This is a genomic window from Rhodoferax sp. (assembly GCF_030646845.1).
In the GTDB taxonomy this organism is placed as follows: Bacteria; Pseudomonadota; Gammaproteobacteria; order Burkholderiales; family Burkholderiaceae_C; genus Rhodoferax.
In genome coordinates, this window is sequence record NZ_JAUSLE010000047.1 from 45,952 (window position 1) to 62,371 (window position 16,420).

Genomic DNA, 16,420 nt, shown 5'->3' on the forward strand with positions numbered 1-16,420 from the left:
TTGCCTCAAATTAACCAAATCTGACCCGACAACCGGGCGTACCTTCACGCACCCCGCAGTGCCATCCGAATCTCTTTTGCAAGCACCGGACGCAATTCCGGCCTGACAAAACGGCCCACATCGATGGAGCGCCCCTGTCCCGACACCTCTATCAGCGACCGGTCGCCCAATCTCGGCTCCACACGAACCCATTCACGACGGAACTCGGCACGCTCCAGCCTGCCGGCGTTTTCAAATTCCACTACGAGACGCCCGTCCTGCAGGTAAATTCGCTCACCGTCCGTGGCATGCCGGGCGTAGAGCAGAAAAGCGGCACCAACCGCCAGCAATTCAGCCCAGGCAAACCAAAGAACCAGCACCGCGCCCTGAAACCAGAACACCGCGCCAATGCCTAGCGACACAACGCACAGCGAGAGGTAAAACCAGCCCAACTGAGTCGGCGTCAGCGCACAGTTACGTCGCAAGAACCACTGAATGGTCTTGCCTTGCACCGTTGCGAAGCGAAATACCATGTTTGTCACACGTTATACCTGCTGAACACCATTCCGAACAAGCGTCGGACGCAAGAGAAAGGGAGACTTCCGTCAATCTATCTGCCGGGCATTGTAGCCGACGCTTTTGACTGCTTCTTCAATGTCAAGCCCTTTTCTCAAGGATCTTTGGATTACCTTTTGCGCTGGTTCAAGGTTTCACGCATTTCGGCCAGAGAAAGTACGGTTTCGGGGCGAATGGGGAGGCGGGGCCGGGGCTTGAAGGCGTGACCGTATATAACCTCGAAGGTCAGTCGCAGGGGTGCCCCCTCAAGCGCCTGATGCAACTGCCCGTGCCACTGCCGTCCGCGCATGGCGGGGAAACGTTGCGAATTCAGGTTGCGCCCCAGACCGCGCAATTCTTCCAGCAGCCGCTGCGGCGTCTCGAATGTCAGCGTGATGCGTTCCATGTCCATCACGGGCTCGGCGAAGCCGGTGGCGACCAGCATGTCGCCCCAATCATGCATGTCGGTGAACTCGTGCGAGGGGGCCGGCCAGCCCAATGATTGATAGAGCCCGCGCAATTCCTGCAAGGTGTCCGGCCCCAGGCAGGAGAACATCACAAATCCATCGACCGCCAGGGCCCGATGCCACTGGGCAATCAAGCCCTGAGGATCGGCCGCCATGTGCAGCGCCATGTTGGCCCACAGCATTTGAACGGCGCCATCGGTCGGCGCTTCAAGCCGGGGTGCCGTGCCCGTCCATCGGGACGGCTGCCACCACGGTGACGCCATTCTTTTTTCGGCGTAGGCGATCCTGGCTTTGTCCGCCTCCACCACAAAACACCCGGCATCCGGATAGCGACGGTTCAGCAGGGCATGCGCCTGAAGACCGCCGCGCACAGGCTCCCAGTGCGCCCAGTTTTCGGGTTTGAGCTTGATCCATTCGAGCCGCTCTTCCATCCGCCGGGCCACCTCCTCGTGCAGCCACGGGGACGGACCGGCGGGCATGTGCTGCCAGCGCCGGACAGCCTGGGGATCAATGGTGGGGGGGCGCTGGGTGGTCATGATGCGTAGTGGGATCGCAAGAGTATATTGATCTGATGTTTCCTGGATTGTTCAATGGGATGTTCGAGGCCTTGCCCAGCCAGTGCCTGGTGTGCCATGCGTGGCCGGCGCAGCCGCTTTGCGAGGACTGTGTGAATCGTTTCGCCCAGCCGCAGCCGCGCTGTCAGACTTGTGCGCTGCCGGTGCCGATGGGTGTCAGGCAATGCGGCATGTGCGTCAAGTCACCGCCCCCGCTCGACACCTGTCTGGCGGCAGTGTCCTACGCGTATCCCTGGTCTGACCTGATCGTTGGCTTCAAATTCCAGAAGCAGCCAGGCCGCGCGCGCGCCTTTTCCCTGCTGTTGCGCAGCACCCCGTGGGTGGAGCCCGCACTCGACGCCGCCGATGCAGTGGTGCCCATGCCGCTGTCAGGTTTGCGCCTGCGGTCGCGCGGCTTTAACCAGGCTCTGATGCTGGCCAGGCAACTCGCGCCTGACAAGACCGACAGCCGTCTCCTGCTTCGCATCAAGGACACGCCACCCCAGAGTTCTCTCAAGCGCGCAGAGAGGCTGGGCAGCGTGAAGGATGCGTTTGCCGTGGATCCCTTGCTGCTCAATCGCACCAAGGGAGCACGGCTGGTGCTGGTTGACGATGTCATGACCAGCGGCGCCTCGCTCTTTTCCGCCGCGCGGGCGCTGCGGGCGGCGGGCGCGGCACACATCACCGGTGTCGTGATTGCGCGCACAGAGTAAACCACGCCCCCACGCTTGTCGCTACGCGTACTACGCTGCCCGCCGAGGGTGGCCGTGCCATGCTTGGGGCGGCCCGGCGCTGCGGCAGCCCCCATGCTTGTCGCTGCGCGCACCACGCTGCTGCCCCCCGAGGAGGTCGTTCCTTGCTTGGGGCGGCCCGGCGCGGCGGCAGCCTGCACGCTCTGACAATCGACACGGGGGACAATACGGCCCTATGTTTCATATTGTCCTGGTCGAACCCGAAATCCCGCCCAACACGGGCAACATCATCCGTCTGGCGGCCAACACCGGCTGCACACTGCACCTGATTGAGCCGCTCGGATTTTCGATGGACGACAAGCACATGCGCCGCGCCGGGCTGGACTACCACGAGTACGCCGAACTCAAACGCCATGCCAGCTGGCAGGCATTCCTGGATGCCGAGCACCCGGCACCTGAGCGCATGTTCGCCCTGACCACCCGCGCTACCCGGCGTGTGCACGACGTCCAGTTTGCGCCCGGCGACTGGCTGGTATTCGGTTCTGAAACACGGGGATTGTCGGAGTCGGTGCGGCAGTCGTTTGCACCCGCACAATGCCTGAAACTGCCCATGATTGAAGGCCAGCGCAGCCTGAATCTGTCCAACGCCGTTGCCGTCACGGTCTTTGAAGCGTGGCGGCAAAACGCGTTTGGATCACGCGGCTAGCGCACGCTGCACCGGCGCTGCCGACACCTCATTCAGGAACGCAAGAAAAGCCCGCGTACGGGCCGGTATCAGCTTGCGTGACGGGACGGCAGCATAGACCGTCAAGCGGCCAAACAGCCAATCGGGCAGCAGATGCACCAGCTCACCGCTGGCCAGATGCGGAGCCACCAGCAAACGGGACAGAACGGCAATGCCGGCACCATCCAGCGCAGCGCGGTACAACACATCGAAGCTGACCGACTGCACAGCTACCGGCATCTCCACCTCCACCGGCTCACCCGCGCCTTGCACTGGGCGCAGGCGCAGACGCCGGCTGCTGGCACCACCGGCCTGCTGCCAGGGGAACTTGAGGTAGTCATGATGCTCCAGATCCTGCGGCTTGAGCGGGGTGCCGGCGCGCTTGAGATAGGCCGGCGAGGCGCACACAATCCATTCGGTGCTGGCCAACGGCCTTGCCACGACACTGGCGTCGTAGCCCTCGTCCACCGCCATGAGGGTGACATCGAACTCATCCACCCGCGACTGGGGGAATGGATCAATCGCGATCTCCAGCACCACCTTGGGGTAGCGTTCGCGCCATTTGGCAATCTGGGGCGCGAAAAAATAGGTCGCCAGCACGGGAGAAGCCAGCACACGAACCGTGCCCTGCAGATCCTGCGTACTGCAACCCACTGCCGCTTCGGCATCGTCGATCTCATGCAGGATGCCACGCACCCGCAGCAAATAGCTCTCACCGGCGTCGGTTAGCGCCAGCTTGCGCGTTGTACGGTGCATGAGCCGGGCTCCCAGATGCTGCTCCAGATCACCAAACAAGCGGGTGACGGCAGCCGGCGACATGTCCATCGCACGGGCGGCGGCCGCAAAGCCGCCTTCGTCGACCACGCGTTGAAACACCCGCATTGACAATAAACGGTCCATAAAATGCAACGAAGAGTACTAATTTTTTGAATTATTGCAAATTAAGCAATGATGAATTACTGACCAAGGGGTTTTTAATTCGCATCAACAGGCCTAAAGTTCATCCCATCGATGAGCCGAAACCAAATAGACGACTCACCGAGGCTGGACAAGACGGGACACGATGAATCCCGGCCTGCCCGGAAATGTCCGACAACTTTTGAAAGAAACCATCATGAAAACCAAATTTGCAGCAACCGCATTGATTCTCGCTTCCGGCCTGATCGCCAGCACCAGCTTCGCAGCCGCGACGCTGGCGCACTGACCCGCGAGCAAGTTCGCGCTGACTACCTTCAAGCCCGTGCGGAGGGCAGCCTGCCCCCCATCGGCGAAGGACAGGTGGTCAACGCCAAGTCAGCGCCCAGCACAATGACACGCGAGGCCGTCATGGCCGAGTATTTGTCCGCCAAAAAGGCAGGTGCATTACTCCCCATCGGCGAGGGCCAGATGGTTCAGCTTGAGTCGGCACCCAGCACGCTGACACGCGAAGCCGTCAAGACCGAGTATCAGGCCGCCAAAAAGGCCGGGAACTTGCCCCAGATCGGCGAACACGCATAACGCGCCGCACGAATTCCACGTGCCCAAGCCGAGGTGACGTTGGCGGCCAGCCGCGGTCTTCTTGTCACTTCCCGGTAATCCCGCCCTCGTGGCGGGATTTTTTTGTCTGAACGATCTGCTGCTATGGGTAATGCCGCGCCAGTGACTCGGCCACACACACCGGCTTGGCCGAGCCTTCCCGCTCCACGGCAACCTCCCAGGTCATTTGCGCGCCGCCGTTGTCGATGGGCTCACTCTTGAGAAGCTTCATGCGGGCGCGCAGGCGGCTGCCCACCGGTACCGGCGCCATGAAGCGCACCTTGTTCAAGCCGTAATTGACGCCCATGCGGGTCTCCACGACTGTCATGGAAGACTCAAAAAACTTCGGAAGGAGCGACAGCGTCAGAAAGCCGTGTGCGATCGGGCCACCAAATGGCCCGGTCTTGGCTTTTTCAACGTCCACGTGAATCCACTGGTGGTCACCGGTGGCTTGCGCAAACTGGTTCACCTGCTCTTGCGTGATGGTGATCCAGTCGCTCACAGTGACTTCCTGGCCGGCCAAGGCTGACAGTTCGGAGAGGGTTTGAAATATCTTCATGCCGCCACTGTAGCGATATGGGCGCGGGTCACTTGTCCGATGAGCGACAAGATGACTGTGAGGCGATGCCCTCAGGCGTCCAGCCACTCGCAGACGGCCTGCCACTGCGCCAGGTCTTTTTCCACCCGGCCGGGTGCCACATCAAACAGGGTCAGGCCACGGGCCGCCAGATGAATGTAGTTTTGCGTGTCGCGCAGGTAGCCCAACACCGGCAAGCCCAGGGTATCGACAAACTCATGCAGTTTGTCCGCGGCGATGGTGCGCGCATCCACCCGCATGCCCACCAGGCCAATCTGCAGTTTGTCGTGGTGCTTGTTCTGCAACAGCTGATCCAGAAACGCCCGGGTGGCAAAAATATCAAACACGCTGGGCTGCAGCGGCACGATGACCTTGTCGGCCATCTTCATCACATCACTGAAGCGCCAGCCGTGCAGGCCCGCTGGCGTGTCCAGCACCACATGGGTGGTGCCTCTGGGCGGTTTGGCGATCACGTCGGCGCTGACTTCCCAGGTGGTGATGGGTCGTGCGGCCGGCGGGCGCAGCCCGAGCCACAGGCGTGAGGACTGCTGGCGATCGGCATCGCCCAGCATCACGGCATGCCCTTGTGCCGCAAAATAGCCCGCAATGTTGGTGGCCAGCGTGGACTTGCCCACACCGCCTTTGGGATTGGCAACCACGACCACTGGCATGAAGTGCTCCTGTGAATTGAACTTTGCGCTATGTTAGCGGTATGCAAGAAGAAACCATAACGCTGTCAGCCCCGCCTCTGGATCAAGGCAGCGAAGGCATCTACCTCATTGCCGCGCACCCGAACTGGCGCGAATCCCGCGTCAACCGGCGCTTGCTGGACAGTGCCGGCACCGTGGCCCGCGTCGACACCAACGACCTGTACAGCCGTTACCCGGACTATTGCATTGACGTGCCTGCCGAGCAGGCCCGGCTGGCGGCCGCGCAACTGATTGTGCTGATGCACCCAATTCACTGGTATTCCATGCCCGCCCTGCAAAAGCTCTGGCTGGACGACGTGCTGAGCTACGGCTGGGCCTATGGCTTGGGCGGCGATGCGCTGCGCGGCAAAGACCTGTGGCTGGTGGCCACCACCGGCAGCCCCGAGAGTTCTTATCACCCGCAAGGCTACAACCGTTATTTCTTTGATGCCTTTTTGCCACCCTACGAGCAAACTGCGGCCTTGTGCGGCATGCGCTTTTTGCCGCCACTGCTGCTGCACGGTGCCCACAGCGCGTCCGAGGCAGAGCTTGCGGACCACGTCGAGACCTTCCGGCAACGCCTGCAGAGCTACCCGCGCTGGCCCGAGCTCGACGAACTCGACGAGTGCCCCGCCTGTGAGGTGCCGGTGGCCGATCGCCCTGAAAACAATTAGGGACTGACATGGAACACGCACCCGCCTGGCTGGTCAACAGCTTCATCTACCTCAGCGCCGCCGTCATTGCCGTACCTGTGAGCAAGGCCCTGGGCCTGGGTTCCATCATCGGCTACCTGGCGGCCGGCATCGCCATTGGTCCGTGGGGCCTGGGGCTGGTGACCAACGTGGAGGACATCCTGCACTTTGCCGAATTCGGCGTGGTACTGATGTTGTTTCTGATCGGGCTGGAGCTGGAGCCCAAACGCCTGTGGAGCCTGCGCCGCCCGATCTTTGGCTGGGGCAGTGCCCAGGTGCTGGGCTGTGCCGTGCTGTTGACGGCGACGGCGATGGTATTCGGCGTCGACTGGCGCGTCGCACTCGTGGCGGGCTTGGGGCTGGCGCTCTCCAGCACCGCGATTGCGTTGCAGGTGATGGGAGAGCGCAACCTGATGCCCACCAGCAGCGGGCAGGCGGCGTTTTCCATTCTCCTGTTTCAGGACGTGGCAGCGATCCCGATCCTGGCCTTACTGCCTCTGCTGGCCGTAGTTTCAGCATCAAATGAGGCTCTAGCCCCCGTCAATCATGCGCTGGAAGCTACTAAAATCATAGCAGTCGTGGCCGGCATCATCCTGGGTGGCAGGCTGCTGCTGCGGCCATTGTTCCGCTGGATCGCGCGCTCCAATGCGCCGGAGATCTTCACGGCCGCCGCCCTGCTGCTGGTGGTCGGCATTGCCGGCCTGATGCAACTGGTGGGCCTGTCGATGGCGCTGGGCGCCTTTCTGGCCGGCGTGCTGCTGGCCGAGAGCGAGTACCGGCGCGAACTGGAAACTGACATCGAGCCCTTCAAGGGGCTGCTGCTGGGCCTGTTCTTCATTGCGGTCGGCATGAGCATCGACTTCGGCCTGCTGTTGAAATCGCCCGGATCGGTGCTGGTGATCGTGCTGGGGCTCTTGCTCATCAAAGGCCTGCTGATCTATGCGCTGGCCCGCCTGATGAAACTGCCGTTTCAGGAGCGCCCCGTGTTCACGCTCTTACTGGCGCAGGGCGGCGAGTTCGCGTTTGTGGTGTTTCAGGCGGCCGCTGGCGCCCATGTTTTTTCGGGCCAGACCGCCTCGCTGCTGATCGGCGCAGTGGCCGTATCCATGCTGGTCAGCCCGCTGCTGCTGGTGGCCCATGACCGGCTGCTGCTGCCGCGCTATGCCCATTTGGGCAAGGCTGACCTGCCCGAGATTTCCGAGCCGCAGGACGCGCCGATTGTCATCGCCGGTTTTGGCCGTTATGGGCAAATCGTGGCGCGCATGATGCTGGCGCAAGGCATCCCCTGCACCGTGCTGGACCACGACGCCGAGATGATCGAGGCCGCCCGCAGCTTTGGTTACCGGGTGTTCTATGGCGATGCCTCCCGGCTGGACCTGCTGCGTATCGCCGGAGCCGCCCGTGCCAGGATTCTGGTGGTGGCGGTGGACGACGTGGCGCAATCACTGGAGATCGTCGACCTGGCCCATGCGCACTTTCCCAACCTGCAGATCGTGGCCCGGGCCCGTGACGTGACGCACTGGAACCAGTTGCGTGACCGCGGCGTGATGCGGGTGGAGCGCGAAATGTTCGAGTCCAGCCTGCGCAGCGCGCGCAGCGTGCTGGAGCTGATGGGCCACGGCGCCCACGAAGCACGCCAGACCGCCATGCGCTTTCGCCGGCACAACCTGGAGCTGTTCGAGAAAATGCACCCCCACTACAAGGATCGGGCCAAACTGATTGCCGTCGTCAAACAGGGTCGCCGGCAACTGGAAGAGCAGATGGCGCAGGAGCGCGAGCAGCGGGCCGAGAGGCGCCCGCCGGGTTGGGACAGCTGATTTGAGAACCCGAACAGGAACACCGCGCCATGCCCATCCCCTACCCCCGTTGTCCCAAGTGCGGCCACAGTCCGTTGCCGGCAGAGCAGGCCTTGCCGGCCGCCTGCCCCGGCTGCGGCGTGATTCTTGCCAAAGCAGGGCAAACGCCGCATCGCACAACAATTCGCCAGGACGATGAACCGGCATCGCAAGACATCGCGACCGGTTGGACGGCACTGCTCACGCATATCCCGGACCGGGTCGACGCGGTGCGCTTCTGGCTTCGCGTCACCATCTTCGCCGGCCTGGCCCTCTGGGCCTGGAGCCTGATCGGGTTCGATTACCGCACCGGTGAAATGGGGGCATCCTTCATGCACCGGCCCCTTCTGGTGTTTCACGAGGCGGGGCATATTATCTTCATGGTGCTGGGTGAGTGGATGACCATCATGGGCGGCACGCTGGGCCAGTTGCTCATGCCCATCATCATGAGCGGGGCGCTGCTGATCAAGAACCGCGACCCCTTAGGTGCGGCCATGGGTCTGTGGTTTTTCGGCGTGTCGCTGCTGGACGTCGCGCCCTATATGTATGACGCGCTGCAGCCGCAACTCATGCTGCTGTCGGGCACCACCGGTGAAGACGGCGGGCACGACTGGATCTATCTTTTCTCCAGTATCGGGCTGCTACCCAAGGCGCAGCTGATTGGTGGTCTGACTCACAAGGCCGGTGCGCTGGTAGTGGTTCTGTCCCTGGCCTGGGGTGCCTGGCTGCTGCGGCGCCAATACCCGCGCCTGGCAGACCATGTGTTGAACGAAGACTGACAATTTATAAGAAATCAGCCCGTAGCCCACGTATTTATTGCATAGTCAGCTATTAATATAATAGCAACTACCGCAGTGCATCCCAGACCAGCTTGATGCCGGTCAGGAACATGCCGAGGTACACCAGGCGGTAAAACAGCACCTGGTTGACGCGTCGGGCCAGGCGCACGCCGATGAAGACGCCGATGGGCGCGAGGGGCAGCAGCACCAGTGAGGTGACCATGTTGCGCATATCCAGCAGCCCCAGCCAGGCGTAGGGAATCCATTTGGACAGATTGATCACGAAGAAGAAGAAGGCCAGGGTGGCCGTGAACTTCACCGGCGACATGCGCAGCGGAATCATGTAGGCGTTGACGGGCGGGCCGCCCGCGTGGGCAATGAAACTGGTAAAGCCCGAGGTCGCGGTCAGAACGGCGCCCAGCCATTTGGGCGGCGGCGGGCTGTCGACCTTGGGTGGGAACAGCAGGCGTTGCGCCAGAAACAGCAGGGTAAAAATGCCCACGATGCCGGCCACGGTGCGGGCGTCAAGCAGCTTGAAGAGCAGCGCCCCGATCACAATGCCAACCAGCCCGAACGGAATCAGAAACTTCAGCAGTTTCAGGTCGAAGTCCTTGCGAAAGGCCGCCATGCCCAGGATGTCCATCACCAGCAGCACCGGCATCAGAATGGCGGCGGCCTGCGGCACCGTCACGGCCAGCGCCATCATGGGCACGGCCAGCGAACCGAAACCCGCGCCAAACCCGCTTTTGCTGATGCCCAGCAGCAGCACAGCGGGGATCGTCACGGCATAGAAGTACCAGTCAGTGATCAAGAGAAAGTCCAGGCCAGCATGGGCGCGAAGCGCTCCCCGGGGACGGGAAGGGCCGGGAAAGAATAGACGTCAATACAACCCGAGGCATTGTTCAATGCTCAAAGCACCGAACAAGCTTGCTCGAACGACAGGCGCGGGTTGCGGCCATACAGCTTGCTGCTGTCGCCAAAACCCAGGTTGATCAGAAAGTTGGCCTCGCAACGGCCGTCGGGAAAGAACTCGGCATTCACCTTTGCCAGGTCGACGCCGCTCATGGGACCGCAGTCCAGACCGACGGCACGCGCCGCAATCATGAAATAGGCCCCGCCCAAGGTACCGTTGCGCGTGGCCGTGCCCTGCGCCATCGGCGCATTGCCTTCGAACATGGCTTTGGCGCCGGGGTCGTTCGGAAAGACCAGCGGCATGTGCTCGTAGAACTTGGTGTCGGTCGCCACGATCACCGTCACCGGGGCGTTCCTGGTTTTGTCCACATTGCCCGGGCTCAGTGCAGGCAGCAGGCGGGCCCTGGCTTCAGGCGTATTCAGGAACACATAGCGCGTGGGCTGGCTGTTCATCGAGGTTGCACCCATCCTGGCGATGTCATACGCCTCCTGCAGCAAGGACACCGGCACCGGTTTGTCGAGAAAACCATTGGCGGTACGGGCGTTGAGAAAAATCTGATCGAGGCAGGCTTGGGCAATTTTCATCGGGAATGACTTTCAAAGTAGACCCGTGAATTATCCGGTCTATTGCTCATCCTTGAGAGCGCCGGCTCTGCACTGCAAGACCAGAGGGAGTGCCGGCGGCCCTTTGTGGCACGGCATACCCCACAGCTTTTGCACCGCTAGACGCGTTCCAGAATCAGCGCTATGCCCTGCCCCACGCCGATGCACATGGTGCACAGCGCGTAGCGGCCACCGGTCCTGTGCAACTGGTTCACCGCCGTGGTGGCCAGGCGCGCACCACTCGCCCCCAGCGGGTGACCCAGCGCGATGGCGCCGCCATTGGGGTTGACACGCGGGTCGTCGTCCTGCAGCCCCAGCAAACGCAGCACCGCCAGGCCCTGGGCGGCAAAAGCCTCATTCAGCTCGATCACGTCCATCTGCCCGATCGTCAGGCCGGTGAGGGCCAGCACTTTTTGGGTGGCCGGCGCGGGGCCGATGCCCATGATGCGCGGCGCAACACCCGCGGTGGCCATGCCCACAATGCGGGCGCGCGGCGTCAGGCCGTTCTTGCGCGCCGCTTCTTCGCTGGCAATCAGCATGGCGCAAGCGCCGTCGTTCACGCCGGAGGCGTTGCCCGCCGTCACCGTGCCATCCGGGCGCACCACGCCCTTGAGCTTGGCCAGCGCTTCAAGCGAGGTCTCGCGCGGATGCTCGTCCTTGCTCACCACAAGCGCATCCCCTTTTTTCTGGGCAATCGTCACCGGCGTGATTTCGGATTCGAAGAAGCCGGCCTTCTGCGCGGCCACCGCCTTGAGCTGGGACGCCAGCGCCATCTTGTCCTGGTCCTCGCGGCTGATCTTGTAGTCAGTCGCCACGTTCTCGGCCGTCTCGGGCATCGAGTCGGTGCCGTACTTTTCCTTCATCAGCTTGTTGACAAAGCGCCAGCCCATCGTGGTATCGAAAATCTGCGCGTTGCGGCTGAAGGCGCTTTCGGCCTTGCCCATGACGAAGGGCGCGCGGCTCATGCTCTCCACGCCGCCGGCAATCATCAGCGAGGCTTCGCCCGACTTGATGGCCCGCGCCGCCGTTCCCACGGCATCGAGCCCCGAACCGCACAGGCGGTTGATGGTGGCGGCGGGCATTTCCTGCGGCAGGCCGGCCAGGAGAGAGGCCATGCGCGCCACGTTGCGGTTGTCCTCGCCGGCCTGGTTGACGCAGCCCAGAAGGACGTCGGTCACGGCCAGCCAGTCCACTGATCCGTTGCGCGCCATCAGCGCCTTGAGCGGAATGGCCGCCAGATCGTCGGCGCGCACGCCGCTCAGGGCGCCGCCATAGCGGCCGATGGGGGTGCGGATGGCATCGCAGATGAAAGCGTGGTTCATGGTGGTGTCCTTCTCTTTGTCTTCAGTCGTGTCAGCTGCGAAGGGGCGGGCTTGGCAGTTTTTCCAGCTCGGCGTGTTCCAGCCCATCCACTTTATCGATCAGTTTCAACCCCTGCGGCGTGCACTCCGGCGTGGTCGCGTCGCCTGTACTTGATGTCGGCCAGCGCTTGACCACCGAGGCGGTGATTCTGTCAAAAGTGCAGTGGTTTTCCTCACACCGAGACGCCAACCGGGAGTGGTGGTGAGCATAACCCAGCCGTTTCATCGGCAAGACACCCCGACGCTGAACAGGGGAAGGTTTGGTCCGCGACAATAAGACCCACTATGTTCTCACCCTCGCAAGCGGATGTCCGCCATTTCTTCTGCTCGGTTTATGCCAAAGCCCTCGCGGGTCAACCACTGGAAGCTATTGAAACCATAGCAAGCCTGTGGATTGACGAACATCCTGAGTACCATGGCGAGCTGGCCGATATCGACGCCGCCCTGGCCGCCATGGAGCACGTCGAAGAAGGCAGGACCAATCCGTTCCTGCACCTGTCCATGCACCTGTCCATCAGCGAGCAGTGCAGCATTGACCAGCCGCGGGGCATTCGCCAGGCGGTGGAATTGCTGACGCACCGCCGCAACTCCCTGCACGCCGCTCACCACGAAGCCATGGATTGCCTGGGAAAAATGATTTGGGAGAGCCAGCGCGCCGGTCGTCCGCCCGACGGCGACGCCTACATTGCGTGCGTCCAGCAGCACGCCACGCGGGACTGACGGAAACAACGAACAGCAACAAAAAAGCCGCTCGAAGAGCGGCTTGCTGCAGAGGCTTCGGCAATTACCGGAACTTGGCTTGCGGCACGGTCTTGAGTTCACCCGGCAATACGCTCACGTAATTGGCCAGTTCCCTGAGTTCCGCGTTGGAGAACTGCTTGGCAATCCCGCCCATGACACCGTTGGAGCGGCCCCAGGTGGCCTGGCCTTCGGCCTTGTAGGATTTGAGTGCCACAAACAGGTAATCAGAATGCTGGCCCGCAATCTTGGGGTAGCTGGGGTCAATCGGCTTGCTGAAATTGTCTCCATGGCAGGCCACGCAAGTGCCTTTCGTCAGCAGCGCTGCAACGCGAGCGGAGCCTTCTGCGGCCTTGCCCGGTGCCGGGGCGCCTTCGACCTTGCCGTGCGCTTCGTAGTAGACAGCCACGTCGGCCATATCCTGATCGCTCAGGTTGTCGACAATGCCGCGCATGGTCGGGTGCTTGCGTTCGCCCTTTTTATAGGCGGTAAGCGCTGCGACAATGTACTTGGCACCCTGGCCGGAAATCATGGGCACCTTGTGCACTTCGGGGAAGCTGGCCTGGTAGCCTTTGATGCCGTGGCAGCCAATGCACATGGCGATTTTCTTCTCGCCGGCTTTGACATCACCCTTGACTTCTTGGGCCGGGGCTGAGAATGTCGTCGCACAAGCGACAACCAGGAGAGACAGGGATGACAGGAATTTGTTCATTTTGAGAGGACAATCAACCAGTGTTTGAGATAGATCAACCATTCATTATATCGGCCAACAATCCCGCCCCTAACCTGACCGTTGCGTCGCCTTATCAAGCTTGAACCATGAAATTCCAAGGAACCAAAAACTACGTCGCCACCCAGGATTTGATGCTGTCCGTGAACGCGGCCATCACCCTCAAGCGCCCGCTGCTGGTCAAGGGCGAGCCTGGCACTGGCAAAACCATGCTGGCCGAAGAAGTGGCCGGGGCGCTGGGCATGCCGCTGCTGCAATGGCACATCAAGTCCACCACCAAGGCGCAGCAGGGCCTGTATGAATATGACGCGGTCAGTCGCCTGCGCGATTCGCAGCTGGCAGATGTGGAGGGCGGCGAGCGCGTCAAGGACATCCGCAACTACATCATGAAAGGTGTTTTGTGGCAGGCCTTCACGGCTGAGCAGCCGGTGGCGTTGCTGATTGACGAAATCGACAAGGCAGATATCGAGTTTCCCAACGACTTGCTGCGCGAAATCGACCGCATGGAGTTCTACTGCTACGAAACCCGTGAACTGATCCAGGCCAAGAACCGGCCGCTCGTGTTCATCACCTCGAACAACGAAAAAGAGCTGCCCGACGCCTTTTTGCGCCGCTGCTTCTTCCACTACATCAAGTTCCCCGATGCCGACACCATGAAAAGCATTGTGGACGTGCACTTCCCCGGCCTGAAGAAAGAACTGCTCACGTCAGCCATGAAGACGTTTTATGACGTGCGCAACCTGCCGGGCCTGAAAAAGAAACCGTCCACCAGCGAGCTGCTGGACTGGCTCAAGCTGCTGGTGGCCGAAGACATCCCGCTGGAGGCCCTGCAAAGCAAGGACGACAAAGTGGCGGTGCCGCCGCTGGTGGGCGCCTTGCTCAAGAATGAGCAGGATGTGACCTTGTTTGAAAAACTCGTTTTCATGCAACGGCATAACCGCTGAACAGGGGGTTGTTGACATGAACAAATCACTGTTGCTCGAAGGCCTGTCCGATGCGGTCGGCTTTGTCGGCGGTGCCCTGCTCGGGTACTGGATCGGCCGCCTGTTTGGCCTGGATATTTTTGCGGCCGGCTACAACAACGCCAGTATTGCCGGCATTGTGCTGGTGGGCCTGGGCGGCGGAGTCGGCCTGCAACTGGCCCGGCGCTGGCGCAGACACAGCCAGGCCAAACGCAAAGACTGAGACCCATGAACATGGCCTACGTTGAGCCCGTCACCTTGGCCGCGCGCGGCATTGAGCTGGTGCCGCTGGCCCTGACCCATGAAGACGGCCTGCGCACCGCGGCACAGGATGGGGAGTTGTGGCAGCTGCGCATCACCTCCGTGCCGGAGCCAGAGCAGACCCGTCAATACATTGAGAATGCGCTGGCCATGCGCGAGGCGGGCACCCGGTTTGCCTTTGCCGTCACGGAGGCCGCCACGGGCACGGTATTGGGCTGCACCAGCTACCACGATATCGTGCCGGCGGTCCGGCGTGTGGAAATTGGCTGGACCTGGTATGCGCGCCGATGCCAGCGCACGCATGTCAACACGACTGCCAAGCTGCTCATGATGACGCACGCGTTTGAAACGCTGGCATGCGAGGTGGTCGGCTGGCGCACCGACAACTTCAACTTTGCGTCCCAGGCCGCGATCGAGCGGCTGGGGGCCAAAAAGGACGGCGTGATTCGCGGCCATGCCCTGCGCCGGGACGGCACCATTCGCGATACCGTGATGTACAGCATGCGCCGTGGTGAATGGCCGGAAGCGAAAGCCCAGCTGCTGTACCTGCTGAACAAGCCGCGTCATTAGGAGATACATCATGCTGATCGACTTCTTCTACACCCTGCGCTCGGCCAAACTGCCCGTTTCGGTCAAGGAATACCTCACCCTGCTGGAGGCCCTCAAAGTGGGCGTGGTCGGCCCCAACACACCGGAGCCGGAGAGTGACGATGAGCCCACTGGCTACAAGATCGAGGATTTTTACTACCTGAGCCGCACGACGCTGGTGAAGGACGAAAAACACTACGACAAGTTCGACCGAGCCTTCGCCGCCTACTTCAAGGGAGTCGAGACCAGTGCCGAATTCACCAAGGACATTCCGCTGGAGTGGCTGCGCAAGAACCTGGAACTGGAGCTCAGCCCGGAGGAGCGCGCCAAGATCGAAAAAATGGGCTGGGACGAGCTCATGGAAACGCTCAAGAAGCGCTTTGAAGAGCAGAAGGAACGCCACGAAGGCGGCAGCAAGTGGATCGGCACCGGCGGCACCAGTCCGTTTGGCGCCTATGGCCAGAATCCGCAGGGCATTCGCATCGGCCAGGACAAGAGTCGCAACAAGAGTGCCGTCAAGGTGTGGGACCAGCGTGCCTACAAGGACTACGACGACACGCAGGAGCTGGGCACGCGCAACATCAAGGTCGCGCTGCGCCGCCTGCGCAAGTTTGCCCGTGAGGGCCACGAAGACGAACTGGACCTGGACGGCACCATCAAGTGCACAGCGGCGAACGCCGGCTATCTGGACCTCAAGATGGTGCCCGAACGCCACAACAATGTGAAAGTGCTGCTGCTGATGGACGTCGGTGGCACCATGGATGAGCACATCCAGCGTGTGGAGGAGCTGTTCAGCGCCACCAAGACCGAATTCAAGCACCTGGAGTTCTATTACTTCCACAACTGCGTCTATGACTTCATGTGGAAGAACAACCGCCGCCGCTTTGCTGAAAAATTCCCTACCTGGGACATCATCCGCAAGTACAACAAGGACTACAAGCTCATCTTCATTGGCGATGCCACCATGAGCCCCTACGAGATTCTGCAGCCCGGCGGCAGCGTCGAATACAACAACGAAGAAGCTGGCGTGGAATGGCTGCAGCGGCTAACCAGCGCCTTTCCCAAATTTGCCTGGATCAACCCCGAGCCGCAGGGCGTGTGGCAGTATCGCCAGAGCATTGGCGTGATCCAGCAAATCGTGAACCAGCGCATGTTCCCGTTAACGCTCAAGGGTCTTGAAGAGGCGATGCGCTTGCTGACAAAATAG

General features: G+C 61.7%; 21 protein-coding genes. 11 read left to right on the forward strand and 10 right to left on the reverse strand.

The genetic code is table 11. The features are described 5' to 3' along the window. Positions 1-44 precede the first annotated feature (44 nt). Both Q7T10_RS10800 and Q7T10_RS10805 read right to left on the reverse strand, forming a co-directional pair. Positions 45-521, reverse strand: a complete 477-nt coding sequence (locus Q7T10_RS10800; RefSeq protein WP_304748056.1) for a DUF2244 domain-containing protein — start codon at positions 519-521, stop codon at positions 45-47. Between the two features lie 143 nt (positions 522-664). Next, positions 665-1,537, reverse strand: a complete 873-nt coding sequence (locus tag Q7T10_RS10805) for a biotin synthase (RefSeq protein ID WP_304748057.1) — start codon at positions 1,535-1,537, stop codon at positions 665-667. Positions 1,538-1,572: 35 nt separating this feature from the next. Here Q7T10_RS10805 and Q7T10_RS10810 point away from each other — a divergent pair, with 35 nt between their 5' ends. Next, entirely contained in the window at positions 1,573-2,268 is a 696-nt protein-coding gene (locus Q7T10_RS10810) for a phosphoribosyltransferase family protein (RefSeq protein WP_304748059.1), read from the forward strand. A gap of 214 nt (positions 2,269-2,482) precedes the next feature. Beyond that, complete coding sequence (gene trmL, locus Q7T10_RS10815; RefSeq protein WP_304748061.1) at positions 2,483-2,953, forward strand: tRNA (uridine(34)/cytosine(34)/5-carboxymethylaminomethyluridine(34)-2'-O)-methyltransferase TrmL; 471 nt, start codon at positions 2,483-2,485, stop codon at positions 2,951-2,953. Here the strand turns inward: trmL and Q7T10_RS10820 are convergent. Next, the gene (locus Q7T10_RS10820) at positions 2,942-3,871 is read right to left on the reverse strand and encodes a LysR family transcriptional regulator (RefSeq protein ID WP_304748063.1); all 930 of its coding nucleotides are present in this window, start codon (positions 3,869-3,871) and stop codon (positions 2,942-2,944) included. The two genes, trmL and Q7T10_RS10820, sit on opposite strands and share 12 nt — an antisense overlap. A 408-nt stretch (positions 3,872-4,279) precedes the next feature. On the opposite strand from Q7T10_RS10820, the gene Q7T10_RS10825 reads away from it, so the two are divergent. Next, positions 4,280-4,468 carry a hypothetical protein gene (locus Q7T10_RS10825; protein WP_304748064.1) on the forward strand — a complete coding sequence of 63 codons (189 nt, stop codon included), beginning with the start codon at positions 4,280-4,282 and terminating at the stop codon, positions 4,466-4,468. 121 nt (positions 4,469-4,589) lie between these two features. On the opposite strand, the gene Q7T10_RS10830 is transcribed toward Q7T10_RS10825, so the two are convergent. Both Q7T10_RS10830 and Q7T10_RS10835 read right to left on the reverse strand, forming a co-directional pair. Beyond that, entirely contained in the window at positions 4,590-5,045 is a 456-nt protein-coding gene (locus Q7T10_RS10830; RefSeq protein WP_304748066.1) for a MaoC family dehydratase, read from the reverse strand. A gap of 71 nt (positions 5,046-5,116) precedes the next feature. Continuing rightward, the gene (locus tag Q7T10_RS10835; protein ID WP_304748067.1) at positions 5,117-5,734 is read right to left on the reverse strand and encodes a ParA family protein; all 618 of its coding nucleotides are present in this window, start codon (positions 5,732-5,734) and stop codon (positions 5,117-5,119) included. Positions 5,735-5,775: 41 nt separating this feature from the next. Here Q7T10_RS10835 and Q7T10_RS10840 point away from each other — a divergent pair, with 41 nt between their 5' ends. Genes Q7T10_RS10840 through Q7T10_RS10850 form a run of 3 tightly spaced genes read left to right on the forward strand, consistent with a single transcriptional unit; the run spans position 5,776 to position 9,058 of the window. Next, a complete protein-coding gene (locus tag Q7T10_RS10840; protein ID WP_304748069.1) occupies positions 5,776-6,426 on the forward strand; it encodes an NAD(P)H-dependent oxidoreductase in 651 nt (216 codons plus the stop codon). 8 nt (positions 6,427-6,434) lie between these two features. Further along, positions 6,435-8,261 (forward strand): glutathione-regulated potassium-efflux system protein KefC, encoded by a 1,827-nt coding sequence (kefC, locus tag Q7T10_RS10845; RefSeq protein ID WP_304748071.1) that lies wholly within the window; start codon positions 6,435-6,437, stop codon positions 8,259-8,261. Between the two features lie 29 nt (positions 8,262-8,290). Further along, on the forward strand, positions 8,291-9,058 hold the full coding sequence (locus Q7T10_RS10850; protein WP_304748073.1) for a hypothetical protein: 768 nt from the start codon (positions 8,291-8,293) through the stop codon (positions 9,056-9,058). Positions 9,059-9,125: 67 nt separating this feature from the next. Here Q7T10_RS10850 and Q7T10_RS10855 read toward each other — a convergent pair whose 3' ends face one another. The 4 genes from Q7T10_RS10855 to Q7T10_RS20815 form a co-directional block, all read right to left on the reverse strand. Further along, entirely contained in the window at positions 9,126-9,881 is a 756-nt protein-coding gene (locus Q7T10_RS10855; protein WP_304748116.1) for a sulfite exporter TauE/SafE family protein, read from the reverse strand. An 86-nt stretch (positions 9,882-9,967) separates the two neighbouring features. Further along, positions 9,968-10,555 (reverse strand): malonic semialdehyde reductase, encoded by a 588-nt coding sequence (locus tag Q7T10_RS10860; RefSeq protein ID WP_304748075.1) that lies wholly within the window; start codon positions 10,553-10,555, stop codon positions 9,968-9,970. 137 nt (positions 10,556-10,692) lie between these two features. Then, positions 10,693-11,895: a 3-oxoadipyl-CoA thiolase gene (gene pcaF / locus Q7T10_RS10865; RefSeq protein ID WP_304748077.1), complete on the reverse strand. Its 1,203-nt coding sequence runs from the start codon at positions 11,893-11,895 to the stop codon at positions 10,693-10,695. A gap of 31 nt (positions 11,896-11,926) precedes the next feature. Next, positions 11,927-12,160, reverse strand: a complete 234-nt coding sequence (locus tag Q7T10_RS20815) for a hypothetical protein (RefSeq protein ID WP_370653756.1) — start codon at positions 12,158-12,160, stop codon at positions 11,927-11,929. A gap of 59 nt (positions 12,161-12,219) precedes the next feature. Between Q7T10_RS20815 and Q7T10_RS10875 the strand changes: the two genes are divergently transcribed. After that, on the forward strand, positions 12,220-12,654 hold the full coding sequence (locus Q7T10_RS10875) for a DUF1841 family protein (protein WP_304748079.1): 435 nt from the start codon (positions 12,220-12,222) through the stop codon (positions 12,652-12,654). Positions 12,655-12,718: 64 nt separating this feature from the next. Here Q7T10_RS10875 and Q7T10_RS10880 read toward each other — a convergent pair whose 3' ends face one another. Further along, complete coding sequence (locus Q7T10_RS10880; protein WP_304748081.1) at positions 12,719-13,384, reverse strand: cytochrome c; 666 nt, start codon at positions 13,382-13,384, stop codon at positions 12,719-12,721. 107 nt (positions 13,385-13,491) lie between these two features. On the opposite strand from Q7T10_RS10880, the gene Q7T10_RS10885 reads away from it, so the two are divergent. From Q7T10_RS10885 to Q7T10_RS10900, 4 genes are read left to right on the forward strand one after another with little or no spacing between them, the layout of a single operon-like run. Further along, a complete protein-coding gene (locus tag Q7T10_RS10885; protein ID WP_304748082.1) occupies positions 13,492-14,346 on the forward strand; it encodes a MoxR family ATPase in 855 nt (284 codons plus the stop codon). Positions 14,347-14,362: 16 nt separating this feature from the next. After that, positions 14,363-14,587 carry a hypothetical protein gene (locus tag Q7T10_RS10890; protein ID WP_304748084.1) on the forward strand — a complete coding sequence of 75 codons (225 nt, stop codon included), beginning with the start codon at positions 14,363-14,365 and terminating at the stop codon, positions 14,585-14,587. Between the two features lie 11 nt (positions 14,588-14,598). Beyond that, positions 14,599-15,195 carry a GNAT family N-acetyltransferase gene (locus Q7T10_RS10895; protein ID WP_304748118.1) on the forward strand — a complete coding sequence of 199 codons (597 nt, stop codon included), beginning with the start codon at positions 14,599-14,601 and terminating at the stop codon, positions 15,193-15,195. Between the two features lie 10 nt (positions 15,196-15,205). Further along, positions 15,206-16,420, forward strand: coding sequence for a VWA domain-containing protein (locus tag Q7T10_RS10900; RefSeq protein ID WP_304748087.1), 1,215 nt, complete (start codon positions 15,206-15,208; stop codon positions 16,418-16,420).